A 19593-nucleotide genomic window follows, 5' to 3' on the forward strand; every position below is an offset into this window, starting at 1 on the left:
TACAAAGGAATTGCGTGGATTTTATTTCTATAGCGGACGAAGCCTATATCCCCCTTTTGAGCGGATTCTTCCATTCCATTACTAACGCATAATTATGTGAGTCTTCATCTTCCAAATAGTTTTTGATCAATGTTATAGGCATGCGCCCGCAGCGGAGAAGAAAATCGAGCATAATCATCAGAAATTGCTCCATAACTCGGCAAATGAAAAGGATGCCCCCGTAGCCGGAAGGCACCCTTCATAAGAATCTATTGCTTCTGTTGTCGTTTTACTTCATTCTGAGCTTCCTCTTTAATTGCGTCCACTTGCATCTCCGCTTTTTTCGCGGCATCATTTGCCAATGCAGCGGAGTCTTTCGGTTGCCCGTTCGGTTTATCTTCTTTATCGCCGGCATAGCTCTTGGTCATGATGATCACTCCTTATGTTGATATATATAGTATTCCCAACTAGGAGCCCATCCAAAACCTTTAGTTCATCTCATCAATGCATAATAAAGAACGTACAGCCAACTAAGAATTCCATGGAAAATTGCCCAAAGGATTGATTTATGGACGCTCCAAGAAATGACGACCGCCAGACAAGTGCCGAGACCGATGCCTCGCTCCAACATCTTTTTCTCCAACTCATTCCTCCCTTAGTCCAATATAAGTACGGTCGCCTCCTTTCATGAAAGATAACTGCGCGTGACGCTTATTTTTATTCCGCAAGGGTAAACTTCTACTAAAAAGGATGAATGGCTCCATGATGTATGACTGTGTCATTGTCGGCGGCGGACCGGCTGGCTTGAACGCCGCCCTCGTGCTTGGACGAGCGAGAAGAAATGTGCTGCTTTTTGATAATAATCAAGCCCGAAACCGGGTGACACGCGAAGCCCATGGATTCATTACCCGCGATCGTATCCTTCCTGACGAGTTCCGGCGGCTTGCTCATCGAGATATCGGCAACTATCCGTCCGTGGAGATTAAAAGTGAAAAAGTTGCTGCTATTAAAAAGCTGGACAACAACCATTTTGAATTGGAAACTGCAGAAGGCAACAGCTTTCAAACGGTAAAAATCATCTTGGCGACAGGCTTGAAGGACGAGCAGCCGAACATCCCGAACATCGAAAAGTTCTATGGAACGAGCATGTTCAGCTGTCCGTACTGTGACGGATGGGAGCTTCGTGACAAGCCGCTTGCCGTCATTGCAGATAAAAACGTGTATAAGCTTGCGAAGGAAGTTTTTGTTTGGAGCAAAGATTTGGCTGTGTTCACGAATGGCGAAGGGCGGCTCGAGGCGGATGAATGCGAGAAGCTGCTCGCGAAAGGCATCCAAGTTTTTGAAGACAATATTGCCTCGCTGGAGGGTGAAAATGGCCAGCTGAAAGGTATATGCCTGGAGGACGGGACGCTCATTGAACGCGCCGGCGGGTTTGTCACTCCCCTTTGGAGCCATTGCAATCAGTTCGCGGAAGAGCTCGGCTGTGAGCTGAATGAATACGGCGGCATCCAGACTGACGAATACGGCAGGACGAATGTGTGGAATGTGTATGCTGCTGGGGACGCAGCGAATATCGTCCCTGCCCAGCTCGTCATTGCCGCGGGATCCGGGAGTGCTGCCGCTATCGGAGTGAATGGTGATCTGACGAATGAGTTTTTTGATGATTGAGTATGTAAGCCGCCTGTGCACGGAGTTGCGTGCACAGGCGTTTGTCTTTTATACATTCACCACGATGATAAACGCGTCAAACCCTTTAGCTTTCAAATCAGCCACTTGCTTGTCCGCGTTTGACTTGTCCGCAAAAGAACCGGTGATGACACGGTAATACGTTATGCCGTTCACGACAGCGATATCGATGAAACTGTCGAATCCTTTCGCTTTGAGCGCGGCAACTTGCTGGTCGGCATTAGCTCTCGTCGTGAATGAACCGGTGACGACTCTATATAATACATTGCCCGTTGGCGGCGGAATGCTCACCTTTTGCAGGCCAAGTGCTTTAGCGAGTCCATTGACATGTCCTCTTGCCGCTTTATCAAGCCACGCCGATGTTTTCATTTTTGCTGCGTCGGTTGCATTGTCGATGAACCCATTCTCCGTCAGCATTGCGGGCATCCGGCTATCGCGAAGCACATGGAAATTCTCCTTCTTCTTACCGCGGTTCGGCATATCAATCAATTTAACGATTTCCGCGTGAATCGTGTTCCGCAATTGGGCAGTAGTTGAAGAATCCGACAACAGGTTATGGATATAATCCTCATACCCCGTTCCTCCGCCAGCATTAATATGGATACTTAAATAGTAATTGGCACCCCATGCATTCGCGTCATTCGTCCGCTGCGGCAAATCTACAGTCTGATCACCCGTCCGGCTCATCCGGACCGTCGCATTCGAATATTCATTCACGAGCATATTTTTAACGCGTGTCGCAATTGCGAGCGTCAAGTCCTTCTCCTTCAAACCATTTGCAGATGCTCCCGGATCTGTTCCACCATGCCCCGGATCGATATAAATTTTAACCATTCTTCTTCATCCTCTCGTTTTTTAGTTGTTTTTCATTCCAAAATCCACTAGCCTGACAATCAGCCGTTTGAATGTCTACATGAAGTCCACCTCCTTTTAAGAAACCCTATTTCTAGCGGCATCACCTCCTTTCGGCCAATAAAAAAAGCGATGCCTATTCCTTTGGCAACCGCTCTTTCACTTCTCGTATTTCATCCACAATCTCATCGTATTTGTCAGTCATCACTTCCAATAAAAACTGATAACGCTTCTCCCTCGTCTCACTGCTTTTCACTTGATACCAAAACAACCATACGAACAGGACGGCAAACGGACCCTGTGTCAAAAAATAACCTAGAAGCTCTTTTGTAGCCATGCCAATCCTCCTTTTAATTTTAGGAAAACAAAAAGAACGCCCTAGTGGACGCTCCTTTGAAATTCCTCTAATTGTGTTGCTGTCAGCCGATTTACTTGGCCTGCACCCATTGTAACCTGGAAGATTTCCACTCGTCATTTCTACGACATTTGCGGCACATGCGGCATTTGCGACATCTTATATATGACGGCGTCTTTTATTCTGCCGATTTGACGGTCCGATATTTGCATATGCCTCCCGATCCAGCGCAAGCTCTTCCCCTCGAGCAGCCAATGCAGCACTTCAAGTTCACGGTCTTCCGTGATGAATGTAATTCGTTCTTGGACAAGTTGGATCTTGCGCTCATACTCGTACACCTTTTTCAACCGTCTTTCCCTCCTGTTGAATTCCCGGTAGATGGGATCGGCAGGACGGCCAGTTCCTTTCGGCATTGCCGCTTCGACACCGTACCGTGCAGTCATCCCTTCTCCAACTTCATTCATTCCCTCGCGAATGACTTTCACACTGTTGATCATCCAATGATAATCCTTCACTAATTGTTCCATTTCCTCCTTCATCATGACAATCACCCCTTGTTTTGGTTTCACAAATGAAACCTTGTAGCCACACTTTATCATGCTGATGTTTCATTTACAACTACTTAGTTGTCACAAGAGAAACTTTGGTATATAATAACTATAACGAACAGGGGGTTTCATGATGTATTCTATAGGCCGCGAAATTAAGAAGATTCGGAGCGAACATAAATTGTCCCAGGAGGAGTTTGCCGATCGGATCAATCAAAAGCTAGGTCTCTCGATTACAAAAGGGATGGTATCGAAGTGGGAGTCCGATTCAATCGAACCGAAAACGAGGATGATAAAGGCGATTGCGGAGACATTCCATGTTTCATTAGATCAGATGCTTGGATTGAAAGTGCCGGAAACGCCATCGACGGTTGAAACGATTGCCGCCCATTTCGATGATGATCTGACCGAGGAAGAGCTGGCGGACATAAAAAAGTACATCCAATTCATCAAGTCTCAACGAAAGTGAGGTGGTTCCATGACCTATGAATCCCTGATTGCCCAATACCCCCATTTGGTCATCAAGGAAGTCAAAACACTCCCATCCGGTCTTGCTGGCCTTTATATGGACGAAGTCGTACTCATTGATAAAAATCGGAGCCATTATGAAAAACACTGCATTTTGGCGGAGGAAATCGGCCATTATGAAACAACCTATGGCGATATTACGGATCTTAAGAAGTTGACGAATTTGAAGTTGGAGCTGGCTGCGAGGAGATGGGGATATGAAAAAATCGTTTCGTTGGATAAATTGATCGAATGCTATGAATCGGGTTTTAAGACGGTTGAGGAAGTGTGCACGCATCTTGAGGTGACGGAGGAATATTTGATGACGTCCATTGCCCATTACCATTCGCGGTTTGGCGTATCGACAATTCATGAGGGATATGAGATTTTCTTTGATCCACTTTATTTGCGAAAGCTGTAATTTTTTTTAGATTCGAAACGAACATACGTTTCCTTTAGAAGCTGAAAAAGACCAAATCCATTTGAGGTTTGGTCTTTTCCCGAAGGTCATAGCGCTTAGGCATGATTGTGGATTTGGATTCATGAGCGAATGCAGCGATTTATCATCACTTATACAGATTTATGAGCGTTTGCCGAGATTTATGAGCGTTTGCCGAGATTTATGAGCTTTGCCGATATCATGTTCCGCAAAACGTCCTGTATGGGGTTGTCGCCGCAGACGGCGCGACGTATTTCTCTTGTTCAGCCGAGTAAGCGTACGGGTCTTCAAGCGCGTTAAGCAATTCTGCCATTACGGCGAAGTCCCCTTCGATTGCCGCATCCAATGCTTCTTCCACGCGGTGGTTACGCGGGATAATGGATGGATTATTCTCTTGCATCAGCTGCTTGACGGCAGCTTCCGACTCCGGTTGCCTTTCCAACCTTGCCTTCCAGCTATCCTGCCACTTGTTGAACTCAGGTGTCTTGCACATCGGCAACGCGCTCAGATCACCAATTGTCAGTGTACGGAACGTATTCGTGTAATCCGCCTGATTGTCTTTCATAATCCGTAACAGATCCTTCACGAACGTTTCGTCTTCCTCTTCTTCATTGAACAAACCGAGCTTGCTTCTCATGCCTTTAAGCCAATGCCCATAATACGTCCTCGCATACCCAGAAAGCGTTTGTTGCGCAATGTGGACAGCTTTTTCCTGATCTTCATCGAAGAGCGGCAAAAGCGTTTCGGCAAATCGCGAGAGATTCCATTCTGCAATTCCGGGTTGATTGCCGTACGCATAGCGGCCTTGCCGATCGATGGAGCTGAAGACGGTCGCCGGATCATACGTGTCCATGAAGGCACAAGGTCCATAGTCGATCGTTTCGCCGCTAATTGTCATATTGTCCGTATTCATGACACCGTGAATGAAACCGACCAGTTGCCATTTGGCAATTAACGACGCTTGCCTTTCCATCACTTTTTGCAACAATGACACGTAAGGATTCGGGTCATTGGCCACTTCCGGATAATGTCTTTCAATCGTGTAGTCCGCTAACGTACGTAAATCCTCAACAACTTCACGCGCCGCCGCGTACTGGAACGTGCCGACACGGATGTGGCTTGCCGCAACACGCGTCAAAACAGCTCCTTCAAGCGTCTCCTCACGATAGACGGGTGCTCCCGTCACAGCTACCGCTAGACTCCGCGTCGTCGGGATGCCGAGCGCATGCATTGCCTCACTAATGATGAATTCACGCACCATCGGTCCAAGCCCCGCCCGGCCATCGCCTCCACGGGAAAACGGCGTCTTGCCTGAACCTTTCAGCTGTATATCGAACCGCTTTCCTTCAGGTGTCATCTGTTCGCCAAGCAGCACGGCCCGTCCATCCCCGAGCATCGTAAAGTGTCCGAATTGGTGTCCGGCATATGCTTGTGCAATCGGTTCTGCGCCTTCAGGCATCATATTTCCTGCAAAAATCTCTGCGCCTTCTTCGCTTTCCAATAATTCGGCATCCAGTCCGAGCGATTCCGCCAATGGCTGATTGAATACAACCAATTCCGGTGAAGGCGCTTCTTCCGGATTAGTTTCCGCGTAGAACGGCTCCGGTAGACGCGTGTAGCTATTATCGAAACGCCATCCGAATCCTTTTCTCTCTGTCATCGTCTTCAGCTCCCATTTTTGAAATTCCATGTTTTACCTCGCGTTATTTCTAATCCCAATCATACAACAAAGGGATTCGCTTCTCCATTATGAATAAAAGACGCTTCAACATTGGTATACCCAATTCGAATCGATTCACGTAAGCACTCGTTCATAAATTCAAAAATACAGGGAACTGTATGGGGGAGGCTGAACGAAAAATGAAAGGAGGAAAACCAATGCCAAGAATTGCCGTTGAACAACCGTATGAAGATGTCATGAATGCACTTGTGGCAAAAGGTTATGAAGCGAAAATGTTTACCACAGATGAAGATGTCACCGGATATGATATCGGTGTCGTCCGTGCCATCAATGAAGGGAACACGCATGAATTCAACTTTCCAGTCATCACGATGAAGGGCATGTCGATTGACGACGTTGTCCACGCAGTTGAGCAGAAAGCAAACCTCCTCCAATAAGCATCCCCGAAAAAACAGAATCTATGGCAGTTGCCTTAGGTCTTATGTTCCCGCATCTACAGGACAGCCCGCCAATCGACTAACCGATTGGCGGGCTGTATTGATTTCATGCATGGTAATAATACGTCTGACGTCTGCGAGATGCCTCCCGCTGTTCCGCCCTATACCTACGCTGAAATGCACGAAGTTCATCCAATTGCCCATTCAAGCGGGGATCCTGCGACATCATTTCCTTTAATTCGGAAGGACCGATTTTCCTCTTCACCTTTTCAATTTCATCCTCAAAAAATAATGACATGTCCATACCTCCTCCCTTTTGCTTGGCAAGGGATGACGGATTAGGCTATGCTCATTAATCGCCATTCCCCCGTTACCGTATAGTACGTCGATTTAACGACAGGACAAGAGGTAAGTGTACAGTTTTTTTTATTATTTTCAATGAACTATAGTTATAGAACAATACGAAACAAGAATAGTAAACGATATGTCACCACTTCTTAAGACAACAGAACCTACGGCAGCCGCAGGTTCTGTTTTTTCATTATGAATTACTAGGATTCCATTATGATTGTGATGATGATGCCAAGCAAAATCCCTAAGAAGACCGTTGCTGAATATAGAAGAATCCGCCTCATTTATCCATCCTTCCGTCACTCTTTTAACCAATATATTAATGCACGGGACAAAACATGTAGCCTTGTACGAAAGATGCATCTACCCTCAGTCCTAAGACGTATGCGAAAATCAATCATACGACTGGTAAGTTTTTCAATTGAATTGAGGTAGAATAGAATAAAATGGGGCAGAAGGAGAATGAGAATGAATAAGGTATTAGGAATTGCACTGCTGACAGGTTTTCTAGTCGTTTTCGGCATCTATGGGTATAACAAATGGTTTGCGAAGGCAAGTGGGAATGATGAAATTTCAATTGCAAAAGACAAGGCAGAATCTTTGGATGTGGACATCGACTTCGGGGTTGGCACCCTATTCATCCAAGGCGGTTCCCCGGAATGGGTCAGTGGGGAATTCTCCTACAATCATAAAAGACTGGAACCGAAAGTGACGTATAAGAAAAAGAAGGATATCGGCTCCGTCAAAATCAAGCAAGGCTCGAAACCAACATTCGGTTTCAATAAACGCAAACTGAAAAACGAGTGGGACCTCCATCTGACAAATGAGATTCCTATCGACTTGGACGTTGACATGGGCGTTTCAACTTCGACACTAAATCTGAAAGGCCTTCAACTAAACAGCCTATCAGTCGATAGTGGCGTCGGTGAATCCGTTATCGACATGAGCGGCGAATGGAAAAAAGGTTTCCGTGCGGATATGGACTTAGGTGTTGGAGATGTAACCATCATCCTACCAAAACAGACTGGCGTCAGAGTTAATGTTTCGAAAGGGATTGGTCGCGTTGACTTGAAAGACTTCACCATGCAAAACGATGGTGTTTATGTCAACGAAGCCTATTCGGGCGCAGACGTCATTATCGACATTACTGTAGACATCGGCGTCGGTGACGTCAAATTCAAAACTGCCGAATGAATTGTGCGGGAATTGTGTCGGTGCCTGTGCATGGTGCATTTATGACAATTCATTGAATTGAATAGAAATACATGAGGAAGCCATTGAATCGTTGAATTCAATGGCTTCCCTTTTCTACTATATACAATTGTAGTGCATAGTCTGAATTGTTTCGTGCACAGGCACCAGAAAAAATTATTGCAATTCGACTTTTGTACCGGCTAATAAATCACCTAAATGACGTTTGTCTTTACGAAATAGACCCATGCACAACAATACGAGTCCAAGCAACGATCCACCGTTTGCGACAATGATTGCGGTCATATCAAAACCGCTATACATACCATGGATCACACCTATATGCCCTAATTGCCAAGGTAAAAACTTGATAATATTTCTTAGTATAGCTGAGCTGAATTTATGCTGGTTGTACGTCAGTTTCAATCCAGCGGCTCTTTTTCCAATTGATCCACCTTTGTAATCCAAATACGAAAACAATAGAATAATCGGTATCACCGATGTAAATGTCGCGACAAGTTGAGATTGTGTCTCTGTATACTGTGAAATTTCCTTTAGAATTAAAAACATGATCATCAAGTTGATAATCAACAAAAGAACCAAGTAAGTTAGGATTACTACATAATCAACAAGCAATTCTTTTAGCCTCTGTTTAATTTGAATGTTATTCATGAAACACCTCAATCCTTCGACTATCTGCTCGCTCCTTTTTTGCTGCATGTTATTATATTCTTCTCTACTGACTATAGAATCTCCTCTTACAAATGGGCGTGGCCTAAAACTCGAGTAAACGTCTAAAGTAATATTCGAATTCACTTTATTTTCATTTTTCACTTGCAATTAAATCGAATTGCATGTAAACTGATAGTTAATTTAACAAAATCTTATTTCGCAAGTTTTGAAGTAAGGATAGAGGCGCAAAGACCATCAGTATACAATCTGAGGATAATGAGATCCTATGAAGGTTGTGGAAAGGGGAATTTGCCGAAGTGGAGAGAGGCTCATTTATCTCGAAGCTGGTTCTGGGTTGAACAAGTCCAGAATTGTCATATAGGAAACTATATGGAGGGCTATCTTATGCAATGAAATAATGTAGTTATTATTTCAAGCAACAACGAGCCCTCGTTGTTGCTTTTTGCGTTCATTTTCAACTGCCCTCTCCCCTCTAATTTTTTCAAAAAATTAATTATAGGAGTGGAGAACTAATGAACTTCGGACAAATCGTAACAGCAATGGTAACACCTTTTGACGCAAATGGTGAAATTGATTTTGAAGCCACACGCAACTTGATCGATCATTTAATCGCCAATGGATCGGACAGCTTGGTCGTATCAGGCACGACCGGAGAATCACCGACATTAACGAGTGAAGAAAAGGTCAAATTATTCAAGTTTACAGTTGATGTTGTAAACGGAAGAGTACCGGTCATTGCCGGTACAGGCTCGAATAACACGAGAGAATCGATCGAACTGACAATGCTGGCAGAGGATGTAGGCGTCGACGCGATCATGCTCGTCTCTCCGTACTATAACAATCCTTGCCAAGAAGGGATCTATCAACACTTCACGACAATTGCGGCAACAACCTCTTTACCAATCATGCTGTACAACGTTCCAGGACGCACTGTTGTAAACATCGATGTCGATACAGTCGTACGCCTTTCCAAAATACCAAACATCGTTTCCATAAAAGAGGCGAGTGGCAATTTAGAGGCAATGGCCAAAATTATCGAGCAGACACCACCAAGTTTTTCTTTATATAGCGGCGACGATGCATTGACACTTCCAGTCCTATCAATCGGCGGTACAGGGGTCGTTTCTGTATCCTCCCATGTGCTGGGGAATGAAATGCAAACGATGATCCGAAACTTCAAAATAGGCAATACTGTTGAAGCGGCAAGCAATCATCGCAGACTGGTGCCTATGATGAAAGCACTCTTTGCAGCACCAAACCCATCTCCAGTCAAAGCGGCTTTGAATCTGATAGGAATCCCAGTCGGCGGAGTCCGTTTGCCAATGATTCCGTTGAATGAAGAGCAACAGCTCTCATTGCAACAGGCGTTGTCTATGTATGAAGAAAAAGTGAATATAATAGCGTAAGGGATCCGCACATATATGAATAACCCATCGGCGAGGCTACCTCAAGGATGGGTTATTTTTTATGGTGAATTACAATACAATGATTTTCATTCTATAGATTGTTTAGGAACCACTGTTACCCCGTGACTTCTTCTTTTCATTACCAAAAATCCACATGTGAATGTGAGTAACATCAACATATATGCACAAAACATTATCGTCGTCCCGTTACTGAGGAATGGCAACACTCTCACTGCCCCATAAACAAATGCCAGCATATAGTGCTGCGATAACAATGCCAACTCCATACTTCTTGAAGCTCCATCCAGCACGACAAACTGCCAAACAAACAAGATGAACGAGATCAACCAAACGGAATTTCCTATTATAAAACTCTTCCAAACAGGCATATCCAATTTAGAAAATGTAGCACCTACATAGAACCAAAATACTAAGAGTAAAAATTGCATTATAAAAGGAAACAAGGGAATAACCATTACATGTACTAAAAACCCATAAACGAACGGCACCAATAGCAATACGAAATGCAACATATAACTCCTTAAACTCTTCATCCTAATCCCCCCAAATGCCTCGTCTAAAGTAGTCATTCTACAACTATCCCAAAACTCCTTTATTCAAAGCTGTTCGTTAAATCACATCGCCACCGGTACTTCAAACATAATAAACATATCCTTGAAATACGTTTCATCCACCAATTTGTCCAACACACCTCCGAAATACCTAGGCAGATTACAAATAGCTTTCCGTTCCTTTTCAATAAAATATGAGCCACCAGTCTCCGATACATTCGAACGACTTGAACAACTCGAATAAACTACGTATAATAGGGGTATAGAATGTATACAGTAAAAAGGACCGCCCAATGGTTGCACATTGAACGGTCAATATAATAGCGTAGGTTCCCTAAGGGGATCGGCGTAGATAGGAATAACCCATCAGAGCGGTCAACTCAAGGATGGGTTATTTTTTGTCGTGAAATCTGTTGAATCAAACCGAAATTCCCTTCACCCTTACATCTTCCGCCTTCCGAATGTAATCCTTCAAATAATCCGCAGCATCAGACTAAGGTATATTTATATCGTTTTATCAATGTATTGTTCTTTGTTAATTCTTCTCCATTAATCCTTCCATCTTACCTAATATTCATTTAAGCACTTATTAAACGTGTATATTAGAGTCGAATATTTCCACTCTTCACCATTTATCTACTATAATTCTAAATAGAGAGAATGAGATTCCACTAACCGCGGTTTGACTTTTCACATTATTTTTATACAATTGTATTAAATTTCCTTAACACCTCCCAAATGACACTATATCTTTCAAGTTACTGATTTTTAGTGTTTAAAGGGTAAATAAATTTTTGTACAAAGAGAAGGGAGAATAATCTTGCCATACAGTTATCCATTTACACATAACCTTAGGAATGAGAGTATATTCAAAGAGAACTTAAGAAGAATTTCTGGAGAAATTTTAAACAGAGAAAGCTATAATAACTTTCTGTCCGATCGAACTAAAACTGAAAGAAATGTTGCAACAGAACTAATTAGTTATATGCACCTAAAAAAACCAGACTATACGCCTACAAATATTGCTAAAGAGATTTTACTGGGAAATGAAAAAACAGTATTAGCAAATATTATAAAGAAATTCCAATACCCGAACTTATGTGCAACGAAAGGTTACCAAGCAATTGAAAATGGGATAAAACTTGCTCCTATGAAAACTATTTTAAAACTTTTGTTCCTAAAACATATTGATAATCCATTCATTGAGGCCAAGCTCACCCTTAACGAAGTAAGTACATTTATATTTTCTAATCCAACTGTTTTTCGGGCAGGTGCAAATGTTGATTATATAAGACTTTGGAATGAAATACTTGAATATAGAAAAACTAATACATATCCTTCCGAGATAGTATCTGACATCAGTATAGAATTGCGAGACTTAAGGGATATGTTTAAACTTATGAGTTATTCGGGTCTAGTTAACTATGAAAACGAGGATGGTACTGAATATGTAGCTCTTCCAATAACAATAGACCAAGATAACAAGCAGCTAATCGAAGAAATCTGCAACTATTCTGGTTTCCTGGAAATCGAAGACAATTCACCAGCTTCAAAGGTAAACTATTATAATTACATGGATATACAATCACAAATAGATAACCATGAACCAAATACACATCTATTCCATATTTTAAGTTGGTTTAAAAATAATCCTTCAGAAATTTACTCGGAAGACTTAATTGCCAACTTTCATATTAACCTAAATTGTTTAGTGGACAAACACTTTGTAATACTGTCCGGTACTTCAGGAACAGGAAAGACCAATTTGGTTAAACAATATGCAAACGCGGTATACAACCTTCAACCAGATGAAAACAATCCATACTTCCAATTAATAAGCGTTAGAGCAGATTGGGAAGATGAAAAACCACTACTTGGATATTATAATGCCCTACAGGATAAATATGAGACACCAAAATTTCTGGAAGTATTGCTCCTTGCAGAATTTAATCCAGAAAAAAATTTTTATATCTGCCTTGATGAAATGAACTTAGCCCATGTTGAATATTATTTCTCAGACTTTTTGAGTGCTGTTGAGGCAAATGAACCCATCAGTTTAAATGGTCATGCTTTAAAAGAGTTACACATCCCCAACAACTTCTTTATTATAGGAACCATAAATGAGGATGAAACCACCGAAAGAATTAGTGATAAAGTTTTAGATAGAGCCTTTAAGATGGAATTGTCTGAAGTTGATATAGATAATTTTGTAAAAAATTACTGCGAAGAATTCTCTAGAGACGAACGAATAATTAGTGATCTAGTAATACTAGGTGAGCTAAATAGTATACTTAAAGATTATCAAATGCAATTTGGTTACAGAATTGTAAAAGAAGCAATTGAAAAAATGCATTATAATTATCAAGAGCTGGATTCTTATTTTAGTTCTGAATTCATTCTTGACAGTATCATTGTAGAAAAAATAACGACCAAAATAAAGGTTGAATATTTAGATCTCGAAGGTGCTGAAGCACTGATTAATATCACTGATGTGGACAAATTCCCAAATTCCAAACAAAAATTTCTTTCTTTTAAAGAAATGATTGAATCAAGCGATATATGGGGTTCTTAAAAAATGATATTATACATGAATAACAATAGTTGGGAGTCAATTGAAAATCTAATATTTATTGAAGGTAAGTCCTATAAGTTAAAAGTTAGGAATAACTATGCAATAATTGCACACGGCTTAAATATTATTCACAGTCAAGGCAACAGTAATATTTTCACTTTAAACATACCCTTTCATACCGGAAGATGTTCTATTGATTTGTTAGACAAAGGAAAAGTTATTTACCATTTTGAATCATATATATATCCTGATGACAGAAAAATGATCTTAAATGATTATTTAATTATGATCTCTGACCTTCTTAAGACAGATTATTTAGCTATAAGTTTAAGTAATAAACACTTTGAAGATAGATTCATTATTTCCTCAAATGGTATTAAAACAAGAATTGAACTTCAATATTTGTTAGTAGAACGTTTTTTTTCCGATATCTTAGATGCAGTAAAGGCAATATGTACCAACCCCATCAAAGAACGCGAAAAAAAGAGAAAAAGATACCCGGGATATAAACAAGATAAATTTGACTCCAATGCAGTAGTTTGGGTTTCAGAAAACAGCCATCTATGCTTTAATGAAAGTGGAAAATATCCATCTTATTTTAAATCAAAGGTCCACAAAAATGCATTTGATGTTTTGGAAAATCAAATAGTTGTAAGCATTATTAGAAGGTTATTACAAGTATGTGGGTTCATGGCTTCAAAAAGAGGAATATTACGCGCAAAAAAAATAGAATCAGATATAAGCTATTTGCTTAAGAAATCTCCGTTTCAAAATGTTGACAAGCGTCAACCAAAGTTCCAGAAGACTCATAGAATAAAAACAAATAGGCACTATTTATTCCTTTATAACTTGAATGAACTATTAATAAAGGCCACATTTGATCTAGATCCAAACAAACAAAATCTAATTCAATTACCTCTTGCAAAAACATACAAAATATATGAGATATGGTCTTTTGTGAAAATTATTGATTTGTTAAATGCAAACAAAAAAATTATATCAACTATAAATCTGAAAACTGGATATAATCAAAAAGAGGAATGTATTGATCTTATTCACGGTCAGAAAAGTAGAATATTACTCGACAATTCTTATGAATTGTACTATCAACTCACCCTCAAAAAAAACGGTTCGATTTTTTATACTTACACCTCTGAATTAATACCTGATATATGTTTTATTAAGAATGACAAAATGATTATATTGGATTCAAAATATCGAATTGGAGCAAATATAGACAACGCTTTAGCGGAACTTCATAAATACAGAGATGGAATTATTCATAAAACAAATATTAGAGCAGTTCAAGAAGCATATATTCTAGCACCTTCTTTCTCTTCGAGGCAAGAGGTTCACGATGAAGCTTACTTTAAGAAATGGAAAATGGGATGTATTTATCTTAGCCCAACAAATACATCCGCTCTTGAGAAATTCTTAAATAAATTTATTTGAATCATTAAAAGGGTTAGAAATGAATCATCTCATTCTAACCCTTTTACTTTTTTATTAAACTTGCAATAAACCACTTTGTTTTTCTAAGATTTTGTGATGTATTTTCTTATTTAAAGTCTTTGCCACTTCTTCGGCTAAGAGAGTCGGTACTCCATTACCAACTATTCTATACTGTGATGTAGTTGGAATTTGCCACTCGGTATTAAACGGTATGCTTTCATCTACAAAATAATAGTCATCAGGAACGCTCTGTATCCTAAGACACTCTCTAACCGATAATCGTCTCGGCTGAAAGTTCTCATAGATTTCATCGGCCATTTGGTGGAGATACGAATCTGGTTTCCCTTCTTTTTTGCCATAAAGATAACTAAGTACTTTATTGGTCAATCCACACCCCGGGTGAATAAAGTCAATTCCATCCTTAGCTATATGTGAACGTAATGTATGGCTAACAGCATTCCATTCTTGTATCCTCATCCCATAAGTACCGCCCTTACCTCCTCTTTTAATTCCTCCATAAATTGCTTTTCGAGAGAAATACTTAAAAGTATTTTCATGATTTGGCAGGCCTTCAATATCCTTAAATGCATCATTTAAAATATTTAGAGAGGAGGAAGATTCCATTTCCTCAAATCTAAAAGAGGTATTTAAATCCTTCCTTATCCCTATAATAAAAACTCTTTCCCTACTTTGAGGTACACCATATTTGGAGGCATCGAGTGTTTGGTGATTAACGTTGTATCCAAGTTCGTCCAATAAAGTAATGAATTTATCAAAGAATTCTTTGTGAGTCCGTGTTGTAATACCCTTTACATTCTCCGCAACAAAGGCATATGGTCGCTTCTCTTTTACCATTCTATAAAATTGATAAGCCAATTTCCCGTTATCATCATTAATACCTTCATTAGCTCCAGAGAAAGAGAATGGTTGGCAAGGAAACCCCCCTATTATTACATCGGCATTAGGTATCTCTGAAGTTTTGATTTGAGAGATATCGCCTTCATAGATATGCTCGCCTATATTAGTTTTATAAGCTTTGACGGCGCTAGGTTCAATGTCGTTTGCCCAAACTACATCAAAGCCCGCATTAATAAAACCATAGTCCATAAGACCTCCACCGCTAAACAAGGAAATTACTTTAGTCTTATACATGCAACTCACGCTTCAATTCCTCCCTATTAAGTGATGACTCAACAGACCGAGCGATAGCACTTGCTAAAATTGGGGGGACAGCATTCCCCACCTGAGTATACTGGCTTGTCTTTGTACCTTGAAAAATAAAAGAATCATCAAAGGATTGGATTCGGGCACTTTCCCTAACAGTAGGTATTCTATTTGTCCATGGATGAAAATGGTGTCGGTGACCCGTATCAACAGTGGAAGAGGGTTCTTTGCTACTTAATCTAGTCCACGCTACATTAAATTTCCTAGTATCCCTTAACTCTTCAGGCAATGCTTTATAGTTCTTTCCCTCTGGAACCAAATTAATGATTTCTCTTGTTTTTGGAGAATGATTTGTAGCAATGTGATTCCACACTAAGTCGGAGTTAAGTCTCATTAATTTCTGATAGTAATTCCTTGGCTCTGTAATATAATTCTGTATTTCTTCTCCTAGATACTCAGGGTCATCCAGCAATGGTAAATCTGAAATGGCATCACCCAGATTCACATATTTAATCAATGTGCTATTAAATAAATCTATATTGGCATTCGGATCAAAATGAGTTTCTATTGGGAAATGAATAGGGAACTCATTATTCCTACTTCCCACAAAGAATACCCTCTGTCTATTTTGGGGAACACCAAAATCAGCGGCCTTCAATATTTTATACTCAACTTGATAACCAATTTCTTTGAAATCCTCCAGAATTTGTTTGAGAAAGAAACCCTTGGCTCTTTTCACTAACCCAGGTACATTCTCCATGACAAACATCTTAGGTTGGAATTCATTAACCATACGGACAAACTCTCTATATAATTTGTTTCTTTCATCATCTATCATTCTCAGTCCAGCCAATGAAAAACCCTGACACGGTGGGCCACCAATAATAACGTCTGGAGTTCCGTTGTATATATCGGATATTTCGGATGGTTTTAGTTCCTCAATGTCCTTTAAGATAAACCGGGTATTTTTATGATTGTATTCGTAGGTTTCTTTTGCTGGTTCCCACACATCATTAGCAACGACAATTTCATATCCTGCCAACTCAAATCCTTTTGAAAAACCTCCACAGCCTGCAAAAAAATCAAAAACTTTATATGCCAATTTAAAAAGCCACCTTTGTGGTTTATTATTGTGTAAGATAAAATTCCATTATAACACTTAGTTAAATGATTTCGTAATTCAAGTTCAAAAAACATTCCTTTACTACATGTTAGCACATATGTTCCTGATTTTATATAAAAAGTGCCGTTTATACCAAACAAAAATCAATAGCCCCTCGTTTTACTGCTTTCTTTATTTATTATTCCTATCATGTTGATCTGATGTACATTAAAGGCAGGAATTATTAGCCAGTGCACAGAAAAATAAATTTTAGCACAAACCTTTATTCTCTTTTCCAGGAGCTTGCGCGGATTTTGTGCGTTAAATCAGAAATAGTATATCCCATCCTCGATTGGACACCCTAACCATAAATTTGAAAGGGTGTGTATTCCGATGATGCCAGAACGGGAACTTTTTGCGGAGTTGAATGAGGATCAGTTGAAGGCATTGAGTGCTTTGGAGGATGAGCTGGGTGTAACGCTTGTTGCGTATGAAAGTCCGATGCATGATGATCACCACATTGTAGAGTCGGATGTATAATTGAGGAGGGCTATCTTTGGGTAGTCCTTTTTTGATGTACTACTAAATTCTTCACCGCTTGACTACAATTGAACGCATTTTATTAAAAAAATATTGAAAGCCTTCATCTTAGATTACCAAGTAATCCTTGATTCAGGCTTTCATATTAGTTAGGAAGATTTAGTTTCCATGAAACTCCGAAGCGATCATTTAGCCAGCCGAACTTTTTACTGAAACCATAATCACCTAAAGGCATGAGTGCTGATCCACCTTCGATGAGTTCATGATAAAGATTGTCAAGTTCCTCTTCAGTATCACAAGTTACAAAAATCGAGAATGAAGGTGTGAATGAAAACTGATGCTTTACGCTACTGTCGATACACATGAATTCTTGCCCTTTTAACGTAAAAGTAGCCTGCATTACAGTTCCTTCTTTCCCAGACTCACCAGGCCCGTATCGAACAATGCTTGTAATTTTCGAATCCTCGATGAGGGATGTGTAATAATTCATCGCTTCTTCTGCATTATCATCCTGAAACATTAAGAATGATGCTACCTTTTTCATTAAACATCTACACCTTTCCATTGCTATCCTCTAAAGTATAATTCATTTTTCATAAAAGTATCCATTCTACACGTTAATTACTCAAGCCGTCGTTTTGTGAGTAGTACTTCCCCACTCACTCCTCATATACTGGTATCGATTGTGTACTTTCCTAAAGAGGAGGAATGGCGTGGATATTACCGTGCGACGGGGAGATTCGCTGTGGTATTATAGCCAGCTATTTAGAGTTCCGCTTCAATTGATCATAGATTCGAATCGTGATGTAAATTTGGAGGTTCTTTCAGTAGGGCAACGTATCCGAATCCCGGGATTTGTGGCGTTCGAGGTGCAGATCAATCAGGGAGACTCCTTATGGTTGATTGCACAGCGTAGAAATATTCCTCTCGATGCGATTTTTCTTGTGAATCCAACGCTCAATCCAAACCGCCTGCAAGTCGGGCAGACGATCCGGGTTCCCTTGCGGATCACGTGGAGGCTCGTCAACGGTGGGCAGACGTATAGCTATGCGATGATGATCAATGACTTAAGAAGGCTTCAATCTGTGTATCCCTTCATACTAAACACGTCAATCGGGAATTCGGTTCTCGGAAGGAACATTCCTGAGATACGACTTGGCACCGGTCCGAAACGGGTTCATTACAATGCTTCCTTCCATGCGAATGAATGGTTCACGACACCTGTCGTCATGACTTTCCTCAATGACTATTTGCTTTCACTAACAAATCAAACTCCAATACGCGGACTGTCCACTTTTCCTCTGTACCAACAATCCACCTTGTCCATTGTCCCAATGGTGAATCCTGACGGTGTAACACTTGTGCAGGAAGGGCCGCCGGAGACGGAGCCATGGAGAACGAGAGTCGTAGAATGGAACAACGGCAGCACGGATTTCTCTGGATGGAAAGCGAATATACGTGGTGTCGATTTGAACGATCAGTTTCCGGCAAATTGGGAGTTGGAACGGGAGCGTAATCCGAAAACCCCGGGACCTCGAGATTATGGTGGAGAACGACCACTTTCGGAACCTGAAGCCATAGCGATGGCAGACCTGACGAGGGAACGGGATTTTGCGTGGGTGCTCGCGTTCCATACGCAAGGTGAGGTCATCTATTGGGGGTATCAGGGACTTGAGCCGCCTGAGTCGGAAGCGATGGTCAATGAATTTAGCCGGGTAAGCGGCTATGAGCCGGTCCAAACAATCGAAAGTTACGCCGGCTATAAGGATTGGTTTATTCAAGATTGGCGAAGACCAGGATTCACCGTCGAGCTAGGATTTGGAGTTAATCCATTGCCAATTGAACAGTTTGGTGAGATTTATCAGGAAGCGTTGGGCATTTTTCTAGCTGGATTGTATTTGTAGGGTAACTAGTATGCGCTGCAGCGAGTTTATGCGTGTTTCCAGCGGTTTATGCGTGGATATTACAATATATGCGTCTCTAGCCGGATTTATAAGCTTTTGAAGGGATTTATACGTGTTTCTGGCGAGTTATGCGTAGATTAATGGATTTATGCGTTGTTAGGA

At 40.8% G+C, this 19593-nt stretch carries 22 protein-coding genes and 1 riboswitch; of the genes, 10 read left to right on the forward strand and 12 right to left on the reverse strand.

Going from position 1 to position 19593, the window contains the following annotated elements; genetic code table 11:
• Positions 1-248: 248 nt before the first annotated feature.
• Positions 249-407, reverse strand: a complete 159-nt coding sequence (locus M3152_RS12865; protein WP_251695577.1) for a hypothetical protein — start codon at positions 405-407, stop codon at positions 249-251.
• Positions 408-472: 65 nt separating this feature from the next.
• On the reverse strand, positions 473-622 hold the full coding sequence (locus tag M3152_RS12870; protein WP_251695929.1) for a hypothetical protein: 150 nt from the start codon (positions 620-622) through the stop codon (positions 473-475).
• A 119-nt stretch (positions 623-741) separates the two neighbouring features.
• Here M3152_RS12870 and M3152_RS12875 point away from each other — a divergent pair, with 119 nt between their 5' ends.
• Entirely contained in the window at positions 742-1647 is a 906-nt protein-coding gene (locus M3152_RS12875) for an NAD(P)/FAD-dependent oxidoreductase (RefSeq protein ID WP_251695578.1), read from the forward strand.
• Between the two features lie 48 nt (positions 1648-1695).
• Here M3152_RS12875 and M3152_RS12880 read toward each other — a convergent pair whose 3' ends face one another.
• The 3 genes from M3152_RS12880 to M3152_RS12890 form a co-directional block, all read right to left on the reverse strand.
• A complete protein-coding gene (locus M3152_RS12880; RefSeq protein ID WP_251695579.1) occupies positions 1696-2499 on the reverse strand; it encodes an N-acetylmuramoyl-L-alanine amidase in 804 nt (267 codons plus the stop codon).
• Between the two features lie 154 nt (positions 2500-2653).
• Positions 2654-2854 carry a BhlA/UviB family holin-like peptide gene (locus M3152_RS12885; RefSeq protein ID WP_251695580.1) on the reverse strand — a complete coding sequence of 67 codons (201 nt, stop codon included), beginning with the start codon at positions 2852-2854 and terminating at the stop codon, positions 2654-2656.
• Between the two features lie 140 nt (positions 2855-2994).
• Positions 2995-3414, reverse strand: coding sequence for a helix-turn-helix transcriptional regulator (locus tag M3152_RS12890; RefSeq protein ID WP_251695581.1), 420 nt, complete (start codon positions 3412-3414; stop codon positions 2995-2997).
• A 139-nt stretch (positions 3415-3553) separates the two neighbouring features.
• On the opposite strand from M3152_RS12890, the gene M3152_RS12895 reads away from it, so the two are divergent.
• A complete protein-coding gene (locus M3152_RS12895; RefSeq protein WP_251695582.1) occupies positions 3554-3889 on the forward strand; it encodes a helix-turn-helix domain-containing protein in 336 nt (111 codons plus the stop codon).
• A gap of 9 nt (positions 3890-3898) precedes the next feature.
• Positions 3899-4348, forward strand: a complete 450-nt coding sequence (locus M3152_RS12900; RefSeq protein ID WP_251695583.1) for an ImmA/IrrE family metallo-endopeptidase — start codon at positions 3899-3901, stop codon at positions 4346-4348.
• Positions 4349-4565: 217 nt separating this feature from the next.
• On the opposite strand, the gene M3152_RS12905 is transcribed toward M3152_RS12900, so the two are convergent.
• The gene (locus M3152_RS12905; protein ID WP_251695905.1) at positions 4566-6026 is read right to left on the reverse strand and encodes a protein adenylyltransferase SelO; all 1461 of its coding nucleotides are present in this window, start codon (positions 6024-6026) and stop codon (positions 4566-4568) included.
• A 218-nt stretch (positions 6027-6244) separates the two neighbouring features.
• Here M3152_RS12905 and M3152_RS12910 point away from each other — a divergent pair, with 218 nt between their 5' ends.
• Positions 6245-6484, forward strand: a complete 240-nt coding sequence (locus M3152_RS12910; protein WP_251695584.1) for a YkuS family protein — start codon at positions 6245-6247, stop codon at positions 6482-6484.
• 106 nt (positions 6485-6590) lie between these two features.
• Here the strand turns inward: M3152_RS12910 and M3152_RS12915 are convergent, their stop codons facing one another.
• Positions 6591-6782, reverse strand: coding sequence for a hypothetical protein (locus M3152_RS12915; RefSeq protein ID WP_251695585.1), 192 nt, complete (start codon positions 6780-6782; stop codon positions 6591-6593).
• Positions 6783-7303: 521 nt separating this feature from the next.
• Here M3152_RS12915 and M3152_RS12920 point away from each other — a divergent pair.
• On the forward strand, positions 7304-8029 hold the full coding sequence (locus M3152_RS12920) for a toast rack family protein (RefSeq protein ID WP_251695586.1): 726 nt from the start codon (positions 7304-7306) through the stop codon (positions 8027-8029).
• A gap of 174 nt (positions 8030-8203) precedes the next feature.
• Here M3152_RS12920 and M3152_RS12925 read toward each other — a convergent pair whose 3' ends face one another.
• Positions 8204-8698, reverse strand: coding sequence for an RDD family protein (locus M3152_RS12925; protein WP_251695587.1), 495 nt, complete (start codon positions 8696-8698; stop codon positions 8204-8206).
• Between the two features lie 230 nt (positions 8699-8928).
• Positions 8929-9107: riboswitch (Lysine riboswitch) on the forward strand.
• A 124-nt stretch (positions 9108-9231) separates the two neighbouring features.
• Between M3152_RS12925 and dapA the strand changes: the two genes are divergently transcribed.
• Positions 9232-10125, forward strand: coding sequence for a 4-hydroxy-tetrahydrodipicolinate synthase (gene dapA, locus M3152_RS12930; RefSeq protein WP_251695588.1), 894 nt, complete (start codon positions 9232-9234; stop codon positions 10123-10125).
• Positions 10126-10211: 86 nt separating this feature from the next.
• On the opposite strand, the gene M3152_RS12935 is transcribed toward dapA, so the two are convergent.
• A complete protein-coding gene (locus M3152_RS12935) occupies positions 10212-10679 on the reverse strand; it encodes a hypothetical protein (RefSeq protein ID WP_251695589.1) in 468 nt (155 codons plus the stop codon).
• 838 nt (positions 10680-11517) lie between these two features.
• On the opposite strand from M3152_RS12935, the gene M3152_RS12940 reads away from it, so the two are divergent.
• Both M3152_RS12940 and M3152_RS12945 read left to right on the forward strand, forming a co-directional pair.
• Positions 11518-13269 carry an McrB family protein gene (locus M3152_RS12940; RefSeq protein ID WP_251695590.1) on the forward strand — a complete coding sequence of 584 codons (1752 nt, stop codon included), beginning with the start codon at positions 11518-11520 and terminating at the stop codon, positions 13267-13269.
• A 3-nt stretch (positions 13270-13272) separates the two neighbouring features.
• A complete protein-coding gene (locus M3152_RS12945; protein ID WP_251695591.1) occupies positions 13273-14721 on the forward strand; it encodes a DUF2357 domain-containing protein in 1449 nt (482 codons plus the stop codon).
• 54 nt (positions 14722-14775) lie between these two features.
• Here M3152_RS12945 and M3152_RS12950 read toward each other — a convergent pair whose 3' ends face one another.
• A complete protein-coding gene (locus M3152_RS12950) occupies positions 14776-15873 on the reverse strand; it encodes a DNA cytosine methyltransferase (protein ID WP_285847178.1) in 1098 nt (365 codons plus the stop codon).
• A complete protein-coding gene (locus M3152_RS12955) occupies positions 15866-16987 on the reverse strand; it encodes a DNA cytosine methyltransferase (RefSeq protein ID WP_251695593.1) in 1122 nt (373 codons plus the stop codon). Before M3152_RS12955 ends, M3152_RS12950 begins: the two co-directional genes overlap by 8 nt.
• A gap of 393 nt (positions 16988-17380) precedes the next feature.
• Between M3152_RS12955 and M3152_RS12960 the strand changes: the two genes are divergently transcribed.
• Positions 17381-17527, forward strand: coding sequence for a hypothetical protein (locus M3152_RS12960; RefSeq protein WP_251695594.1), 147 nt, complete (start codon positions 17381-17383; stop codon positions 17525-17527).
• A gap of 145 nt (positions 17528-17672) precedes the next feature.
• Here the strand turns inward: M3152_RS12960 and M3152_RS12965 are convergent, their stop codons facing one another.
• Positions 17673-18071 (reverse strand): VOC family protein, encoded by a 399-nt coding sequence (locus tag M3152_RS12965; protein ID WP_251695595.1) that lies wholly within the window; start codon positions 18069-18071, stop codon positions 17673-17675.
• 169 nt (positions 18072-18240) lie between these two features.
• Here M3152_RS12965 and M3152_RS12970 point away from each other — a divergent pair, with 169 nt between their 5' ends.
• The gene (locus tag M3152_RS12970; protein WP_251695596.1) at positions 18241-19431 is read left to right on the forward strand and encodes a M14 family metallopeptidase; all 1191 of its coding nucleotides are present in this window, start codon (positions 18241-18243) and stop codon (positions 19429-19431) included.
• Positions 19432-19593: the final 162 nt, after the last annotated feature.

Origin of the sequence: Sporosarcina luteola (genome assembly GCF_023715245.1) — a bacterium.
Taxonomy (GTDB): Bacteria; Bacillota; Bacilli; order Bacillales_A; family Planococcaceae; genus Sporosarcina; species Sporosarcina luteola_C.